This is a genomic window from Ileibacterium valens, assembly GCF_001945525.1.
Lineage (GTDB): Bacteria > Bacillota_I > Bacilli_A > Erysipelotrichales > Erysipelotrichaceae > Ileibacterium > Ileibacterium valens.
The window spans coordinates 1-16,318 of record NZ_MPJW01000068.1 but is presented as its reverse complement, the minus strand read 5'-3'; the positions used below and the strand labels follow the sequence as shown (position 1 = coordinate 16,318).

At 39.7% G+C, this 16,318-nt stretch carries 15 protein-coding genes; 9 read left to right on the top strand and 6 right to left on the bottom strand.

Going from position 1 to position 16,318, the window contains the following annotated elements; genetic code table 11:
- Nucleotides 1-371: 371 nt before the first annotated feature.
- The 3 genes from glpK (at nucleotide 372) to BO222_RS02295 (ending at nucleotide 3,222) form a co-directional block, all read left to right on the top strand.
- Nucleotides 372-1,871: a glycerol kinase GlpK gene (gene glpK, locus BO222_RS02305; protein ID WP_075818014.1), complete on the top strand. Its 1,500-nt coding sequence runs from the start codon at nucleotides 372-374 to the stop codon at nucleotides 1,869-1,871.
- 113 nt (nucleotides 1,872-1,984) lie between these two features.
- Entirely contained in the window at nucleotides 1,985-2,470 is a 486-nt protein-coding gene (locus BO222_RS02300; protein ID WP_075818012.1) for a GNAT family N-acetyltransferase, read from the top strand.
- 539 nt (nucleotides 2,471-3,009) lie between these two features.
- Nucleotides 3,010-3,222 carry a hypothetical protein gene (locus BO222_RS02295; RefSeq protein ID WP_075818010.1) on the top strand — a complete coding sequence of 71 codons (213 nt, stop codon included), beginning with the start codon at nucleotides 3,010-3,012 and terminating at the stop codon, nucleotides 3,220-3,222.
- 141 nt (nucleotides 3,223-3,363) lie between these two features.
- Here BO222_RS02295 and BO222_RS02290 read toward each other — a convergent pair whose 3' ends face one another.
- On the bottom strand, nucleotides 3,364-3,696 hold the full coding sequence (locus tag BO222_RS02290) for a hypothetical protein (RefSeq protein WP_075818008.1): 333 nt from the start codon (nucleotides 3,694-3,696) through the stop codon (nucleotides 3,364-3,366).
- 134 nt (nucleotides 3,697-3,830) lie between these two features.
- Here BO222_RS02290 and murI point away from each other — a divergent pair, with 134 nt between their 5' ends.
- From murI to BO222_RS02260, 6 genes are all read left to right on the top strand, one after another.
- Nucleotides 3,831-4,604, top strand: a complete 774-nt coding sequence (gene murI / locus BO222_RS02285) for a glutamate racemase (protein ID WP_075818006.1) — start codon at nucleotides 3,831-3,833, stop codon at nucleotides 4,602-4,604.
- Nucleotides 4,605-4,613: 9 nt separating this feature from the next.
- Nucleotides 4,614-6,026, top strand: coding sequence for an aminopeptidase (locus tag BO222_RS02280; protein ID WP_075818005.1), 1,413 nt, complete (start codon nucleotides 4,614-4,616; stop codon nucleotides 6,024-6,026).
- Nucleotides 6,027-6,522: 496 nt separating this feature from the next.
- Nucleotides 6,523-7,614: a hypothetical protein gene (locus BO222_RS02275; RefSeq protein ID WP_143356906.1), complete on the top strand. Its 1,092-nt coding sequence runs from the start codon at nucleotides 6,523-6,525 to the stop codon at nucleotides 7,612-7,614.
- 361 nt (nucleotides 7,615-7,975) lie between these two features.
- Nucleotides 7,976-8,854 carry a Cof-type HAD-IIB family hydrolase gene (locus BO222_RS02270; protein WP_143356905.1) on the top strand — a complete coding sequence of 293 codons (879 nt, stop codon included), beginning with the start codon at nucleotides 7,976-7,978 and terminating at the stop codon, nucleotides 8,852-8,854.
- The gene (thyA, locus tag BO222_RS02265) at nucleotides 8,838-9,710 is read left to right on the top strand and encodes a thymidylate synthase (RefSeq protein ID WP_075817999.1); all 873 of its coding nucleotides are present in this window, start codon (nucleotides 8,838-8,840) and stop codon (nucleotides 9,708-9,710) included. The genes BO222_RS02270 and thyA overlap by 17 nt, the downstream gene beginning before the upstream one ends.
- A gap of 59 nt (nucleotides 9,711-9,769) precedes the next feature.
- Nucleotides 9,770-10,288 (top strand): dihydrofolate reductase, encoded by a 519-nt coding sequence (locus BO222_RS02260; RefSeq protein WP_158024539.1) that lies wholly within the window; start codon nucleotides 9,770-9,772, stop codon nucleotides 10,286-10,288.
- A 248-nt stretch (nucleotides 10,289-10,536) separates the two neighbouring features.
- Here BO222_RS02260 and BO222_RS02255 read toward each other — a convergent pair whose 3' ends face one another.
- From BO222_RS02255 to BO222_RS02235, 5 genes are all read right to left on the bottom strand, one after another.
- Nucleotides 10,537-10,755: a hypothetical protein gene (locus BO222_RS02255; protein ID WP_075817995.1), complete on the bottom strand. Its 219-nt coding sequence runs from the start codon at nucleotides 10,753-10,755 to the stop codon at nucleotides 10,537-10,539.
- A gap of 3 nt (nucleotides 10,756-10,758) precedes the next feature.
- Nucleotides 10,759-11,046, bottom strand: coding sequence for a hypothetical protein (locus tag BO222_RS02250; protein WP_075857283.1), 288 nt, complete (start codon nucleotides 11,044-11,046; stop codon nucleotides 10,759-10,761).
- A gap of 335 nt (nucleotides 11,047-11,381) precedes the next feature.
- Nucleotides 11,382-13,934: a translation factor GTPase family protein gene (locus BO222_RS02245; RefSeq protein WP_233131190.1), complete on the bottom strand. Its 2,553-nt coding sequence runs from the start codon at nucleotides 13,932-13,934 to the stop codon at nucleotides 11,382-11,384.
- 351 nt (nucleotides 13,935-14,285) lie between these two features.
- On the bottom strand, nucleotides 14,286-15,116 hold the full coding sequence (locus BO222_RS02240; RefSeq protein WP_075829898.1) for a hypothetical protein: 831 nt from the start codon (nucleotides 15,114-15,116) through the stop codon (nucleotides 14,286-14,288).
- 425 nt (nucleotides 15,117-15,541) lie between these two features.
- Complete coding sequence (locus BO222_RS02235; protein ID WP_143356904.1) at nucleotides 15,542-15,949, bottom strand: hypothetical protein; 408 nt, start codon at nucleotides 15,947-15,949, stop codon at nucleotides 15,542-15,544.
- Between the last annotated feature and the right edge of the window lie 369 nt (nucleotides 15,950-16,318).

Sequence of the window (16,318 nt, the reverse complement as noted above, 5' to 3'; positions counted from 1 at the left end):
TTATCGTATTCGTGAGGCTTGAAGCCGAAAAATGGCTGATTCCAGATAAAAATTTCTGGTAGATTCTGAACACCACGATGAAGTGCGGAGCAATTCGCGCTTCTATCTGCTTAACTTAATGACATTGTAATAAATACAATAAAATAATAAAGCAACTGAAAGAAAAAAATTCAGTTACAACTCTCATGAACAAAAAAGCAGCAGGTAAAGATAAAATAGATATAAGAGGATCAGAACTGGTCAAAGCAGCATTAAAGTGTAAAGAAGAACTGTGCTGCTGCAATGATTTTTGATAAATACAACAAAATTTAAAAGGATGGAATTCATCTGAGAACTTACGGAAGAACTATCAAATTTTAGGGAGAATGAATATGTCAAAAAAAGAATATATTCTTGCGATCGATCATGGAACCACTTCAACACGGGCTATTCTGTTTGATCATGATTGCAAAATCTGCGGTATGGCTCAAAAAGAAGGAAGCGTTGATTATCCGGCACCCGGATGGGTTGAACAGGACGCGACCGATATCTGGTTGGATACTGTAGCTGTCATGGCAGAAGTGCTCAATAAAAACCATGTTGATCCTGATCAGATCAAAGCCATTGGAATATCTAATCAGCGGGAAACGACTGTGTTATGGGATAAGAAAACAGGGCTGCCAATCTATAAGGCCATAGTCTGGCAATCAAGACAGACATCGGAAATCTGTGATGATTGGAAAGAAAAAGGATATGAAGAGATTATCCGAAAGAAAACGGGTTTAAGAATTGATCCATACTTTTCCGCATCAAAAATAGCCTGGATCCTTGAAAATGTGCCGGAAGCCAGAAAAAAAGCGGAAGATGGGGATTTATTATTTGGAAATATGGATTCCTGGCTAGTCTGGAAACTGACGGGTGGTGAACAGCATATTACGGATGCAACCAACGCAAGCCGAACATTGCTGTGTGATATTGAAAAAGTTGACTGGGATGATGAACTTTTGAAAATGTTCAATATTCCAAAGACATTGCTTCCGCGAATTGTCCCTACTTCCCAGAATTATGGAACGACTGCTCCTTATTCATTTTTTGGATCACGGGTTCCGATCTGTTCCATGGTAGGAGACCAGCAAGCCGCACTGTTTGGTCAGCTGTGTCTGGAAAAAGGAATGGCAAAGAATACCTATGGAACTGGCGGCTTTTTACTGATGAATACCGGAGATGAAATTGTCCGCTCTGATAATGGCCTGCTTTCTACCATTGCCTGGCAAATCGGTGACGATGTTACTTATGCCTTGGAAGGATCAATATTTGTATCGGGGTCTGTAATGAAATGGATGCGCGATGAACTCCAGCTCTTTGAAGAGGTATCTGAAACCGAAGAAATGGCTCGAAGAGCCAAGACGACTGGCGGAGTTTATATTATTCCGGCTTTTGTTGGATTGGGAGCTCCCTATTGGGATGATAAAGCAAAAGCTTCAATCGTTGGGTTAAGTTTAGGAACGAATCGAGATCAGCTGGTCAGAGCTGCTATCGAATCCATGGCCTATCAATCCAGAGATGTCTTAAATGCAATGGAAAGAGATGCCGGCTTAAAGATTCCAGAACTCAAGGTGGATGGCGGAGCAGCTGTTAATGATTTTTTACTGCAGTTTCAGTCGGATCTATGTCAGGTACCCATTGAACGATTCAAGGTAAATGAACTGACTGCCTTAGGAGCGGCTTTTTTAGCAGGTCTAGCTATTGGTTTCTGGCAGATTGATGATCTGAAAATTGAAAAAGATCGAGAATTCATTCCTGTAAGAACCAGTGAAGTTATGGATAAACACTATAAAGACTGGAAAAAAGCCGTTAAAGCAACTCAGGCTTTCAAAGCGGATATGTTTTAAACCATACTAAGTTTCGCTCAATTCACTGTATTGAATGCCAACATGATCAATCGACTGAATTGTTCGATATGGAGATCATAGAAAAGATAGAAAAGATCAGGATGGATAGGCAAATGAAAGAAACGAATGAATGGGTGCTGACTGAGGTGATGGATCCGCAGGAGAAAATAGATGTTGCCAGATTGATTCTTGAAGATCTTCCGGAATGGTTTGGTATTGAATCAGCCAGAAATGAATATATTCAACAGGCAGCGGATCAGAGAGTCTGGAGCTGTAAAATAAAAGAACAGCCGCTTGGCTTTATATCTCTCAAACGTACCGGAAATGCCACAGGCGAAGTTGCTGTGGTCGGTGTTTCTAAGGAAATGCATCGTAAAAGAATCGGAGCAGCTCTTCTTGCTGCTCTGGAAGAAGGTGCCAGAGAAGAAGGCATGGAATTTCTCCAGGTTAAAACTGTAAAGCTGGGGACAGATCCGAACTATGATCGAACCAATCTGTTTTACCAGAGACAGGGATTTATGGAGTTTGAGTGTTTTCCAGAACTATGGGATCCAGGCAATCCCTGCCAGATTTACATCAAGTCCCTGATAAAGAACTGAGGGATAAAGAATCTGAATACAATCATTTCATCTGAATCAGCAAAAACATACATCTAAAGACGTTAATGAACTGAACACAAAGCAAAAGTTTCTAAAACCGTGAGTATCCAGAAATGGAGAAAAAACATCACAAAATCGATATTTGGAAAAAATCCGATGTATTCAATCAGGTGACCGTCAAGTTATTTTGAAAGTTGAACTGTGGTCGTTAATGTCGGCTTTTTTCAAGATAGGAACTGTAAAGGCGTAACTGAATATTGAGAATTATGTAAACAAAATCCCCTGTTTTTGTAAGCAGGGGATAATCTTTATTTTATGATCTTTTTTTGAAGAAAAATCAGGATGATCCAGGTAAAAAGAGAAATAAACAATGCACTGATCAACGATGCAATCGAATGATTCGTTATCAGCAAAATGAAAATCGATGTAAGACCTGCAAGAAACACCATCTGGTGAATAATTCTCATACGTTCTTTGCAGATCTGCTTCAATGAATATCCCAGCTTGCGCTGCTGTTCAATCCAGATCCTGGAAGATTCATGAAGCTGACTGAGAATGCTGTAAATGATCAGAATGACAACGACAAAAACCGTGCTGCAAAGGCCAATGACCAGACTATAAAATTTGAACTGCTGCTGGTCGAATTCGAGATTTTCCTGAACATGATTTCGAATATAGACTGGTGTTGTTACTGGCCAGTCTTCATCATTAAGAGTTTTTTCGAGTTGTTCGATCTGTCCATTGTTGAATGAAGCAGAAAAATAAACTGCTGTATCAGGGCAGCTTTTAATCCATTGATCAAAGAGTGATTCTGGAACGAATAATATTGTTCTATTTTTATCGATTTCATCAGAACACTCATATGAATCAAGATGAACTACACCACTTTTTTCTTACCACATGGAACGCAGTGGAATAGACAAAGGCTCATTTGGAGTACATAAACCGATCTGAAGAATGGACAATGGAGTATTCGACGCTTCGATTTCAATCAGAGTTCCATAAATTGATCCATTGATCGTTTTTTGAATATTCTGTTCGTTATGGTACGTTTCACTGAATTCATTGAGTTTGTTTTCTATAACATCAACTGAATCACAGTTTTCCAGCTGGAATGTAACAGTAAGATCGTCTTGCCTGTTGAGTGTTCCGCTCATGGAATCTAACCAGCTTTTCGATACGGAAAGACTCATAGACCAGAGCAGAAAGCATAAAACCAAAAGCAATACAATTCTCAGTCCTGCTCCGGTTCGTAAAAGTTCTTCATAATACTGATCGATTTAGTAGAATAGCCGGCTTCATATTCAATCAACTCTGTTTTTTGCAAATCATTTCAGTATATACTTTGCATGGTGATTCTATGAATAAAAATTCTCCAATAGGCGTTTTTGATTCTGGATTAGGAGGAATCAGCGTAGCAGCAGAAGCCGCTAGGCAGCTTGAAGCAGAAAACATTTCTTATTTTGGTGATTCTATCCACAATCCATATGGCACAAAGACAAAAGAAGAAATTACTCAGTATTGCATAGAGATCTGTGATGAATTTATGAAGCAGAATGTAAAGGCAATCGTGATCGCATGTAATACAGCGACAAGTGCCTGTGTACCGCTTTTGAGAAAAAGGTATCCGGTTGATATCATTGGAATGGAACCTGCTCTGAAAGTGGCAGCAGATCTTGGCAAAGGTTTAAAAATAGCAGTTTGGGCAACCAGACTGACTCTCGAAGAGGAGAAGTTCTCTAAACTGATGGAACGCTTTAAGAAAGATGAATCCATCGTTAAGATTGCCTGTCCAAAACTGGTACGAATCGTGGAAGATGACAGACTCGACGATAAGAACCTGGTCCGGGAAACTCTCTTGGAATACTTATCTCTTTCTGAGAATCCGGATGTGATCGTTCTTGGCTGTACTCATTTTATTTTTTATAAGGAAATGCTTCAGAAACTGGTTGGTGATCAGATCCAGGTGGTGGATGGAAATGAAGGGACCGTCCGCCATCTGAAGGATATTCTTGAAAGAAAGAATCTGCTTAATGACAGCAGCCAGAAGGGAACTATCGAATTCGATAATTCACTTTCAGAAAAAAAGGATCAGTCAAAAAAACTATTTGACAGAATTTCAATGGAGGAGTGAAACAAAAGTATGGAAGGTAAGAATGCTTGGCTGACATATACCCCCGAACAAAAGTCAGCAGTAATGGCATTTGCCGAAGACTATATGCAATTTTTAAGTCTAGGCAAGACAGAACGCCGCTGTGTCATTCAGGCAAAGCAGCTTGCAGAAGGATTTGGCTATAAGAATGCAAATGAATATTTAGAAAATAATATTCCTTTAAAACCACAGGATAAGGTATATTTCAACTTTATGGATAAGGCGATCGCCCTGTTTCACATTGGAAGCGATCCACTCAAAGATGGAATGAATATTCTTGGAGCTCATATTGACAGTCCAAGAATTGATCTGAAGCCAAGACCACTTTATGAAAAAGATGGAATCTGTTTCTTTGATACTCATTATTATGGTGGAATCAAGAAATATCAGTGGACCGCTCTGCCTTTAGCTATGTATGGAGTTGTCATTTTAAAAGATGGAACTCATATTGACGTGGCAATTGGTGATCATGAAGAAGATGAAGTATTTGTTATTCCTGATCTGTTGATTCATCTTTCGAGTTCTCAATTGACTAAAGATGGAGCCCATGTTGTTGAGGGTGAAGACCTGGATGTAATTGCAGGCAATATCCCTGCCGTAAACTCAGATGAAAAGGAAGTCAAAGACCCTGTCAAAGCAAATGTGCTTGCGATCTTAAAGGACCGCTATGGAATTGATGAAGAAGACTTTATTTCAGCTGAGCTCGAAATCGTACCTCAGGGAAAAGCAAGAACTTGTGGTCTTGATCGATCCATGGTTTTAGGCTATGGGCAGGATGATCGAATTTGTGCCTATTCTTCTTTAATGGCTCTTCTCGAAAACTCAAATGAGACTCTTAAAAGGACTGCTGTCTGCCTGCTGGTCGACAAGGAAGAAATCGGCAGTGTTGGCGCTACAGGGATGAAGTCTGCTCAATTTGAGAATGCAGTTGGATCGATTATGAATTCGATGAATCAGTATAATGATCTGAACCTGCGTTTTGCTTTGCAGAATTCAACAATGCTTTCAAATGATGTCTGTGCAGGACACGATCCAATTAATTCAGCTGTCAGTGCTCCAAATGGAAATATGGCCAAAATGGGGTATGGACTTGGGGTAACCAAATATACCGGAAGCCGTGGAAAATCTGGAAGCAATGATTCAAGAGCAGAATATATTGCCAAACTCAGAAAAATCTTCGATGATGCTGGAGTTATCTGGCAGCCTGCTGAATTAGGAAAAGTGGATGCTGGAGGAGGCGGAACAATCGCTTATATCATGGCGGCTAAAGGCATGGATGTCATTGATACGGGAGTGGCTTTGTTAAATATGCATGCTCCTTTTGAAGTTTCGGATAAGGCGGACCTTTACGAAGCATTGAAGGCCTATAAAGCATTTTTAAAGAATATGACAAAAGTTCAATAACAGGCAGTAATACGTAAATCGATTGTTTTTGAATTGAACCATGTGAAAAATCTGATATAAAAAGCCAGTTGAGCCTTTTCTATATTCATTGTTATCAGACATGAATTGTCTGACATTGAATAGAATAGGCTCAGCTTTTTATATTTTTTCTAGTCCTGTGACTGCGAATTCACTATTCAGCCAGGAAAAAGAATTAAGCCTGAATCCAGAATGATCTTCATGTGATAAATTATTCAGATCATTGATTTTCAGGCTATCGATATAGAATTCTTCCTTTCCTGCATTCAGACTGATCTCATCTTAAGATGTTCAAAATCAAGGTCTTATCATTCATCATTAATAGAAGGAATCGGTCCCTGAGGGCAATCACAAAGGTTCTATGTGTGTAGCGTTTTATAATGAAGTTAACTCAGAAAGATAAAAACGCAGCTGAAGCTTCGTTTTTAAGGAAGTAATTGAAGTAATTACTGTATTTAAAAGAAAGTAGGGAATGATCATGATGAAATTTAAAACCGCAAGTTGTTTAGTCAGCGCATCCATGGCTTTGGGTTTATTGGCCGGATGTTCTTCAAATTCAACAGAGACACCGAAATCGGATGTAAAAACGGAGGAGAATCAGAATACTGAAACGAATACAAATACAACCAATACGGATGCCGAGAACAATTCTGATGCTATGACATTAATTGATGCCATCAAAAACGCATCAGACGATGATGCTGGATTAGAAGCCTGGGAAAACCTGTTAATTCAGTCGGTGAAATCAACAGATTATAATTTTGAACTCGAAACCGATGGAGAAGATTATGCCTACAATAACGAGGATCCAGAAGGCAATGTAGACGAAGATGCGATTTATGAAGTTGGAGCTGAAGGCTGGTTTATTTCAAAAGGCGAAGAAGACAGCTATTCTCTAAACCTCACTACAATTGACGGATCGGATGATAATTATCTTGAAGGATTTGGAACCATAGACTATATCAATCCAAAAGGAACGATGATTACTGTCAAACTGACAGATTCGAAACTGGATGATATCTCTGGAAAAGTAGAGCAAATTTCTGATAATGGCGGTGACATGTCAATGATTACCCGCGATAGCGCCGCATTGAATCTGATTATGGATTCCATTGTTAATGTAGGTTATCAGGTCAATGCCGATCCATTCCACAATACAACTCTGTATTCCTATGAAGTCACTGAAGATAATGGAAGCTATGTTCTAAAAGCCGCCATCAAGGATCCTAAAGTTTATATTCAGGCAGCCTCGAATAAAGCGCTTCTTTATAGTAATCGGACCAGTCGTCCATCTTTAGGTATTGACGAACTGAAGGATGAAACATGGGAATTCCATTTTAATAAAGATGGAGTCTTAAGCAGCGTGATCACCAATATTGATCATGTTCTTTATCAGCCAAATGCAGCTGCTTCGGCAGATAATCCAACATATCTGGCTATTTTAAATAAAACTGAATTTAAAAAGGCTGATGAAAGTGAACTCGATGTCAATGGAATTAAAAACCTGTGTGCTTCGGCAATCGATGGCAGTCTGACTGAAAATTCAGATTTCAGCTTGAAGGATGAATAAAGCATCAAAAAAAACATAAACTTTTATTCTGATAAAACGGACAGAAAAGTTGCGAAAAGACAAAATGGTGTCAGCTCGCAACTTTTCTTTTGGTTTTTGGAATATAGAACCATCAATCATTTACAATAAAGAGTGAAATCGGTTAACGAAGCATAATATGAACAGAATGCTGATTCGGAATTTAAAATCGAAAGACACTCTGGATTATGCGATACGGATAAATGACTATGCATCACATCCTGATCCTGGGCTTAAATGTTGAGGATGTTTGATACCGGACTAAGACCAAAGATAGGATGTGTATGTCTATAGTCAGTATAAAAAATGATACAAATCAATGTTGTCAAGAAATGAGGTCATTATGGATTCAAATGAAGTGACATTAGTTGTCAGTGATCTGGATGGAACACTCCTGGATTCACAGAAAAATGTAGGACAGCGAACCAAAGAAGCTATTGAGGATTTAAAAAATAAGGGAATTCTCTTTGGAATTGCCTCGGGACGCCCGGTCGAAAGCATTATTAAACTCTCAAAAAAATGGGGGATTGACGATTCAATCAGCTTCATCATTGGTATGAATGGCGGAGCGATGTACGATAACCGTCTTCATCAAAAGGAAGAATTTGCCAATATGGATGGGGAACTTCTTTTATCGGTCATCAAATTCATTCGTCAGGGAGTTGATAAGCATTTTGGAAAAGTCCATTTCGAAGTAATGGATGGCAATACAAGATACGTTGAGTGGAGTTCACCATATACTCTCGAAAACGCGGATCTGTATGGAGAAGCCGAAGTGATCAAAGACCTGGACTCCTATATGCCGGGAAGACGCTTTGATAAACTGATCATCCGCAGCGATCCGCAGGATCAGCCAGCCTTGATTGAATATTCCAAAGGATATCAGTCGCCAATGTTTAATGCTTTTGCCACTGCCAATGATCTTTTCGAATATGTTGATCCACAGATTAATAAAGGATATGGACTGCAGAAAATCTGCGACCATTATGGTCTTGATTTAGCTCATGTGGTTGCTTTTGGTGATGAAGCCAATGATGTTGAGATGCTAAGTCTGGCTGGAAATGGGGTAGCCATGAAAAATGCTACGCTGCCAGCAAGAATGGCAAGTAATATTATTCTTGATCATACCAATGATGAAGAAGGCGAAGCCAGATATATACAGGATGAGATTTTGGCCAATGCTAAAGGGGAACTGGATACACCATATGTCAAGATGGGATGAAATTTACTGCGGACTTTGTAAGCGGATCCTCGATGAAGGAGTGCAGGTACATAATCGAACCGGTGTCGATACCATTAAGGTACCGAGTGCAAATTTTCAGTTGGATGTTTCTGAAGAATTTCCAATTCTGACGACAAAACAGCTTTTCATTCGACAGGCTGTGCTTGAAATGCTCTGGATTTATCAGCAGCAGTCAAACGATGTCCGCTGGCTTCAGCAAAGAAATGTCAATATCTGGAATGAATGGGAAATTGATGGAAATGGAGACTGGAAAGATCAGAAAACTGGCAAAGTCCTTCGTCATTTTGATCCCAAAATGGCGCATACCATCGGAACTGCTTATGGATATGTGGTTAAAAAATATCATCTGATTGACCGGCTTCTGGATTCCTTAAAGAATAATCCAGAGGATCGAAGAAGAGTCATTTCTCTATGGCAGGAAAACGAAATGGAGACTGCTGTATTGCCTAGCTGCGTATGGAGCAGTGAATGGGATATTACAGATGGCAAGCTGAATCTGCTGGTTCATCAGCGAAGCTGCGATGTGCCTCTTGGACTTCCTTTTAATGTGACCCAATACGCCGTTTTATTATGTATGATCGCTCAGGTTTGCAATTTAAAACCCGGAACGATCGACTGGAGTATCAAGGATGCTCATATTTACGTCAATCAGATCGATGGAATTAAGGAACAGCTTAAACGTTTTGAAGAAAAAGGATCTCTTCCCGCACCTAAACTCTGGTTGAATCCAGAAGTGAAAGATTTTTATGATTTTGACAGTTCAAAAGAGCTAAAAGATGTAAAACTGCTAGATTATCAGCATTTTGGAAAAATTGTATTCCCAATTACCCAGTAGTTGATACAATGGACCGTGAATGAATGCGTAATCATGCTGCCGGGAAAGGATGTCAGGATATGAAACTCATCGCAATAGCCGCTATTGGTAAAAACTGGGAACTCGGACTCAATGGGGATATGCCCTGGAAAAGAGCTCTGAAAACAGACTTGAGATTCTTTAAAAAGGTAACCATGGGACATCCAGTGCTGATGGGAAGAAAGACATTTGAAACACTTCCTGGAGTGTTGCCTGGCAGAACGAATATTGTAATCACAACGCACCAGCTTGAACCTAGTGACAATCTGATTACTTATTCTTCTCTGGAAGCTTTTCAAAAAGAATGGCAGGACAGGGATGAGGATGTCTATTTAATGGGTGGGGCCTCTTTATACAGACAGCTGTTAGATGAGTGTCAGGAAATAATCCTGACCGAGATCGATCATTCATTTGAAGCGGATACAACCTTTCCCTTCTTTAGAAGAAGAGATTATGATATGACAATTCTTGATTCGGTCAGCGAAAATGGTTATCTCTATCGCCATCATCGCTACGTAAAAAAAGAAGTAAATCAGGGCTTATACGATTCTTGCTTCTAAAGCAGAGCGAGTCGACACATCGGTTTTCAGCGATTCTCATGATAAAAAATGGATGGTTGGCTTTTGATGACATCGTCAAACCAGACAATGAAAATAGATTCAAAAAGTTCAAAAAGCAAGATCTAAAAACAGGATCTAAGAGTTGGATAGTGTATCCGATCTAGGATCCTGTTTTCTATTATCTGCTGAAATGATTTGGAATTGCAGTTCAAAGACAAAAGTGGAAGTAAGTCTATTGATGCAAATGTCTACTTTTCTTCTTTATGAAATATCAATCCAAGGATAGTGAGAACTCCTGCCAGGATGCTCAGAATGACAATAGCATCCCGGATCAGGCGAATTCCTTCTTCCTTTTTCATTTTCTGATGCTGAGCCATCAAACGCTGGTAGCGGCTTTCATGACGGCGGCGGATGTCGTTATGAAGATTAGCAATTTCTTCTGGAATATCTAAATGATTAAACGTCATGATTTAAATGCGGCCTTTCACTGCGGATAATTTACGAATCAGATCCTTGCGTTCAAGATCAGCTGCTTCTTCAATTTTTTCTTTTTTATTCATTAATAGATCAAATGCAAACAGAGCGGCAGCTAAAACCAGAACGATATGTAAAACGAATCGCAGAACAGTCCAGATGATCTTCGCAGGGTTTTCTTCCCGTTTTTGTTCTCTTTGTTCGCGATCCAACTTGTGATCGACAACTTTCAGCGCATCTTCGAGAACTCGCTGAGTAACTCGGAGTTTTTCGTTTTCGTTCATTTTCTTTTCCTCCTGAATCAGATTCACAATCTGATTAATGATTGTTCTTTTTTAATTATACCGTCAGGCAAAGTTTAAAAAAACAAACAGACTCTAAGCATTTCTGTCCTTCTGCTCAGGATAGAAGAAAACGGTTTTTCAGCTATACTTAGTCTGCCTGCAAAACTGAATTCAAAGATAACCATATATCATGAAGATGTAAGCCGATTAAAATCTACCGAAGTTTGTCGTCAATTCACATGGATTTTTCTGATGAAAGATTGAAACAGGTGTTTAAGCATCTTCTTTCAGTACTCTATCCAGTAAACCTGTTAATAGTTTCTAGAATGGCTTTTTTAGAATGTCTTTTTTATGAGTGTGCTGACCTGATTGTCAGAAGCCTGGATTCTATTTTCGAGTTCTCTGGCTGAGATTCGACTGGCTCCAAACGCAAAAACAGAGTTTTGAATCAAAGCATCGGATGTAGCAGCAATAATCCGAAATGATTTTTGAAGATCATGGACCTTTTTTTCGATAAAGGCATCTGCGCTCTGTCCGGTTGGTGTAAAGACAATCCGGGTATTTCCATGGTTTTCATTCGATCCAGGATTATCGGCACGCTTATAACCATCAAAGACAATCATTAAGGTGGCGTCTTTTCCGTATCTGAAACTGATGTAGTTTTCAAGGCGGCTGATCAGTTCCTTTCTGGCTGCGGCTAAAGAAGTTTTGGCCAGGATTGAAAGATCACTCCAGGCATAGATCATGTTATATCCATCCACGATCAGCAGCAATGGAAGATTAAAGCGTTCCCTGATCGATACTGGATCGTTAGAAAGTTCAGTTCTTTTTTTCTGTTTCTGCTTTTTTGATGAAAATTCTTTTGCGGCTGCTTTTTTCAGGTTTCGGTTGCTTCCTCCTGCTTTTTCAAAGGCGGATTTCATTTCCTGATCACTGACTTTTCCGGAATTCATGGACCAGGATCCAGAAATAACATTCTGCTCAATTGGAATATGCATCATTTCTTCTGCTTCATCCCAGGGAATATTGACTCCGGAACCATGAGAACAGAAGACAGAAGAAGCCGGGTTGGCTAAATCAGATTCAGGATCATAGCCGATCTGATCGATGATCATCTGTGCGTCCTGGCATTCATCATACCCATCATTTTCCATTCGAATCTGGGCTTTGCCAGAAGAGATGGCAGCCAGATCCTTTTGAAAATTCAGCAGCAAACGTAAAGGCCCCCGCCCAGTGATCTCCATCATGCTCTCGCTTTTCTGTTCCGGAATAAACGTACATTTTCTCTGCTCAAGTTCAAACAGAACTTTGGAAAGAACAGAAACTTCAGCCTGAATACTGAAGCGGTAATATGGTTCAAGCAATATATTTTCTGCTTTCATTAATCCCTGTCGAATGGCTCTTCGGCCAGCCTTATCAAAATCAGAAGACTCTGTATGTTTTTGATGAGCTTTGGCCGCAATCAATGAAATTTTCATATCTGTCAGTGGACTGCGGGTCAGGACTCCTTTATGTTCTCTGGCCTGTAAAGAATTGATGATTGTTCTTTGCCAATGCAAGGGCAGCATATCTCTGGGAATATTCATGGAAAAGGCCAGACCTGAATTTCGCTTTTGGGGTTCGAGCCGGACGTGAACTTCTGCATAATGACGCAAAGGCTCAAAATGACCATAACCATTGACGGCATTTCTGATGGTCTCTCTATATATTATTCTTCCATTACCAAACCCAGCCATTACGCCAGTCCTGTCCAGAAGCTTCTTCTGAAAGACTTCCATCTGAACTTCGCCCATAAATCGAACAAAGATCTTCCTGGAATCATCATCATTTTCAACTTTTAAGGCAGGATCTTCTGCGGCCATTAAACGAAGAGCAGCCATGATCAGAGAACGATCCGTCATTGTTGGTAGCAGCAATTCATAGGAAAGACTAGCTTCAAGAACAGGAGCTTCCAGATCTTCAAGACTGCCTAAACCCATTCCCGGAACTGTATTCTCAAGACCCTTAATGGCAGCAACCATACCTGCAGAAACTTCCTGAACCAGTTGATAGCCAGTTCCTGAATATAACCGGATCTGATCGGCCTTGCCATGATTTTCAATGAGTTCTCTGGCTTTTAGTGTTCCACCAAGAACTTTAATATGAGTCAGTCTGGCTTTCTGTTCATCTTCTGAAATTCGAAAAACGCGGGCTTTAAAATCTTCAGGCCATTCTGGATCTGAAGCATATTCACTCATCAGATCCATCAGGACTTCGATCCCTTCATTTTTTAAGGCGCTGCCAAATAGAACAGGATGCAGTTTGCGGTCCTTGATTGCTTTAAAAATGCTTTCTTTGGAAATGGATGAAGTATTTGTATATTCTTCAAGCATTTCATCGCTGACTAATGCCAGCTGTTCAAGCAGTACATCTTTTGGGGCTTCAAAATCGATCACCGATCCATCGAGTTCTTCCTGCAGCTGAGCAAGAATTTCCTCTTTGGAGCGATAGCAGATATCCATTTTATTGACGAAGAGAATGGATGGAATTTCATAATGATTAAGGCAGTCCCAGATCGTTCTTGTATGAGCCTGAACTCCATCCTGAGCGCTGATCAGCAGTATGGCAAGATCAAGTACAGAAAGCGATCGTTCCATTTCGGCTGAAAAGTCAACATGACCTGGTGTATCAATCAGATTGATTCGGGTATCTTTCCAGTTCAGAATGGCTTCTTTTGAATAAATGGTAATTCCACGTTTTCTTTCCTGGTCATCATAATCAAGAAAAGCATCCTGATGATCGACACGACCCTGTTTACGGATGGTATGGGATAAAAAAAGCATACTCTCAATACAGGTTGTTTTTCCTGAATCGACATGAGCCAGAATACCAGCGGTTAAATGTTTCACAGTTTCTCCTTTCTGATGGATATCCATCTAAATATATGAGAAAAGCCTCAGGATGACCTGATGCCTAAAATGTTCAGGTTCTGAGGCTGAGGATTCAATCGTTGATGTATTGGTTTTCCATGTGAATCTTAACGTTAATGAGCAATCAAGTCAAATTCACAAAAGATTTGTCTTTATGAAGATAGATAACCACGACGTACATATGTACTCTTTCTTGCATTGAGTTTGCCAGCAGCAGATGCCAGACTGAATGCCAAAGAAAAAAGCTCGATTTTGTTCGAGCTTTTTTCATGACCTGCCTAATCAGGTTAGGAGATAAGATGGTTTAAAGGATTTAAGGTAAGATCCTGATTAGTTTTTCTTTTTCTTTAAAAGAGTCATTGCAGATCCGCTCAAACCTAAGGCAGTCACTGCAAGAATTGCATTAAATCCAACAGCGGTATCAACGGTATTAACTGAAGTATCTTCTGTATCGGATGTATCTTCAGTTGTCGGTTCAGATTCAACTTCTGTTATTTCTGTATCTGCCAAATAAGCAGCTTCGCCAGCTGGAGCAACAATAATATTGGTCATGAATCTTTGATGCATTGGGATGGAATAAGCATCATAGGCATCTGAAATAATCTGATATCCTTCTGGAACATCAAAAACATAATCGACACCATTGACCATGACAACTTCATCACTGTCGGCATATCCACCAGCACTGGTCTGTCCAAAGCTTTGAGAATCAATCAGATTCCATCCTTCATCATAGTAATTGATGGTTAGAATCGCTTTGTCAGTAGAGAGCCCATCTGCAGAACTTAAAGCGGCAGCTAATGCTGGATCATTTGGAATGACCTGAAGATCCATGTAATTCCAGGCTCCCGGTTCAGCATAGTATTCGCCCCATTCATTCAGGTAAAAGCCATCTGGAATATTCAGATCAGTCTGATCAAGAACTGCAGTTCCTTCAGAAGGATAACGAATCACCTGATAATCAATCGTAGCTCCGGAAGCATCTACATAATTAATATAGAAGGAAGCAAGAGTTGGATCAGGTGGGTAAGCTGTAATGTTGTCGGAAACAGGAGCCATTAAGCTGGGAGGTGCTGCCATAACTGGAAGAGTTAAGGCAGGAAGGATAAGGGTTCCGGCAAGAAGGGCTTTTTTAAGTGAATCAAAATTCATTCTATTCATGACAAGTACCTTTCCTCTGGTCAGTTTTCAGTATTCAAAGATCTAACCAAACAGGAGCTTCCGCAAAAAACTCTGTCGATTTGTCAGATATTGAATTCATTATTGCTAAGTCCATCATAAAGTAAAAAAATCCAGGAGAACAGAGAATTGCGAGACAAAGATTCGAGAACATTTGCGGTAATTATTCGATAAAGACGTAAGAAAAAAGAGAAGAAGGATGGCAGAATTCCTATGTATTTTCTTTTTAAACTCCATAGGCCCAAGCTGTACTCTGTTGGTTTTCGTTCCTGATTAACCGATATTCACTGTCGAATGCCTTCAAATTTCGAAAATTGATCGTCTGTAATCCTATTGCATAAGAAAAAAACAAAGACAATTTTTGTATTCCTGATAAATTGATCAAAAAAAGTTAATTTTTAAACGAATTATGATAAATCATCCAGAGCAAATATTTCTCCTCTAACCTGAACAGGAATAACTTCTCCTTCTTCAGTCGTTTCGTATTTTTCTGTGGTAACCATGACTTGATCATCTTCAAGCGCGTCAAATCGATGAACTCCATCTTGAATTTCCTGAAGTTCATTGAGCTGGATCAAATTGTTCTCGAACTTTCCAATCATAAATTTTCCCTGACTACTTTTATATATAAAGAAGTTGTTTTCCAGTGGGACAAAATTAATCAAGCGGGTGCTCAGATCAGGAACTTGAGATGTTTGCTTAGTGGCGATATCAAGATATATTGAATTTATACTATTGTCTGGGGTTTGGCTTTGAATCAAAAATCCAGAACTTAGTGGATAAACATCAACGATTTCATCTGGAAGTTTGGCCATATTGATTTTTAGCTGAGAATCATCGTCTGAAAAAGAGACCCAACATAAGTAGCTGGAATCCTTGTTTTTGAGCCCCCAGGATTCGACAGAAGAATAGTTGACGGATTTGACCAAAGAAATAGCTGCAAGCTGATCTAAATCTGTGTTCTTTATTGAGACAATATGAAATGACCTCCTGATTGTAGCAACGTGGATTTACCCTTACACTGCAGTCAGAACACAAACAGAGCGGGGATTACCGGATACAATCGGAGGTCACATGACAAGAATAATCAAAATCGGAATGGATGTCCACAAGGACAGTTTCACCCTGTGCGCTATGGAGCCCAAATTCGGTGGCAAAGATACTGTCTTCTCCACCATTAAAAC

What these genes read in the sequence shown, in the direction of transcription:
- glpK (WP_075818014.1), top strand. Translation starts at nt 372, where the DNA reads ATGTCAAAAAAAGAATATATTCTTGCGATCGATCATGGAACCACTTCA.
- BO222_RS02300 (WP_075818012.1), top strand. Translation starts at nt 1,985, where the DNA reads ATGAAAGAAACGAATGAATGGGTGCTGACTGAGGTGATGGATCCGCAG.
- BO222_RS02295 (WP_075818010.1), top strand. Translation starts at nt 3,010, where the DNA reads ATGAAGCTGACTGAGAATGCTGTAAATGATCAGAATGACAACGACAAA.
- murI (WP_075818006.1), top strand. Translation starts at nt 3,831, where the DNA reads ATGAATAAAAATTCTCCAATAGGCGTTTTTGATTCTGGATTAGGAGGA.
- BO222_RS02280 (WP_075818005.1), top strand. Translation starts at nt 4,614, where the DNA reads ATGGAAGGTAAGAATGCTTGGCTGACATATACCCCCGAACAAAAGTCA.
- BO222_RS02275 (WP_143356906.1), top strand. Translation starts at nt 6,523, where the DNA reads ATGATGAAATTTAAAACCGCAAGTTGTTTAGTCAGCGCATCCATGGCT.
- BO222_RS02270 (WP_143356905.1), top strand. Translation starts at nt 7,976, where the DNA reads ATGGATTCAAATGAAGTGACATTAGTTGTCAGTGATCTGGATGGAACA.
- thyA (WP_075817999.1), top strand. Translation starts at nt 8,838, where the DNA reads ATGTCAAGATGGGATGAAATTTACTGCGGACTTTGTAAGCGGATCCTC.
- BO222_RS02260 (WP_158024539.1), top strand. Translation starts at nt 9,770, where the DNA reads ATGAAACTCATCGCAATAGCCGCTATTGGTAAAAACTGGGAACTCGGA.
- BO222_RS02255 (WP_075817995.1), bottom strand. Translation starts at nt 10,755, where the DNA reads ATGACGTTTAATCATTTAGATATTCCAGAAGAAATTGCTAATCTTCAT.
- BO222_RS02250 (WP_075857283.1), bottom strand. Translation starts at nt 11,046, where the DNA reads ATGAACGAAAACGAAAAACTCCGAGTTACTCAGCGAGTTCTCGAAGAT.
- BO222_RS02240 (WP_075829898.1), bottom strand. Translation starts at nt 15,116, where the DNA reads ATGAATAGAATGAATTTTGATTCACTTAAAAAAGCCCTTCTTGCCGGA.
- BO222_RS02235 (WP_143356904.1), bottom strand. Translation starts at nt 15,949, where the DNA reads ATGGCCAAACTTCCAGATGAAATCGTTGATGTTTATCCACTAAGTTCT.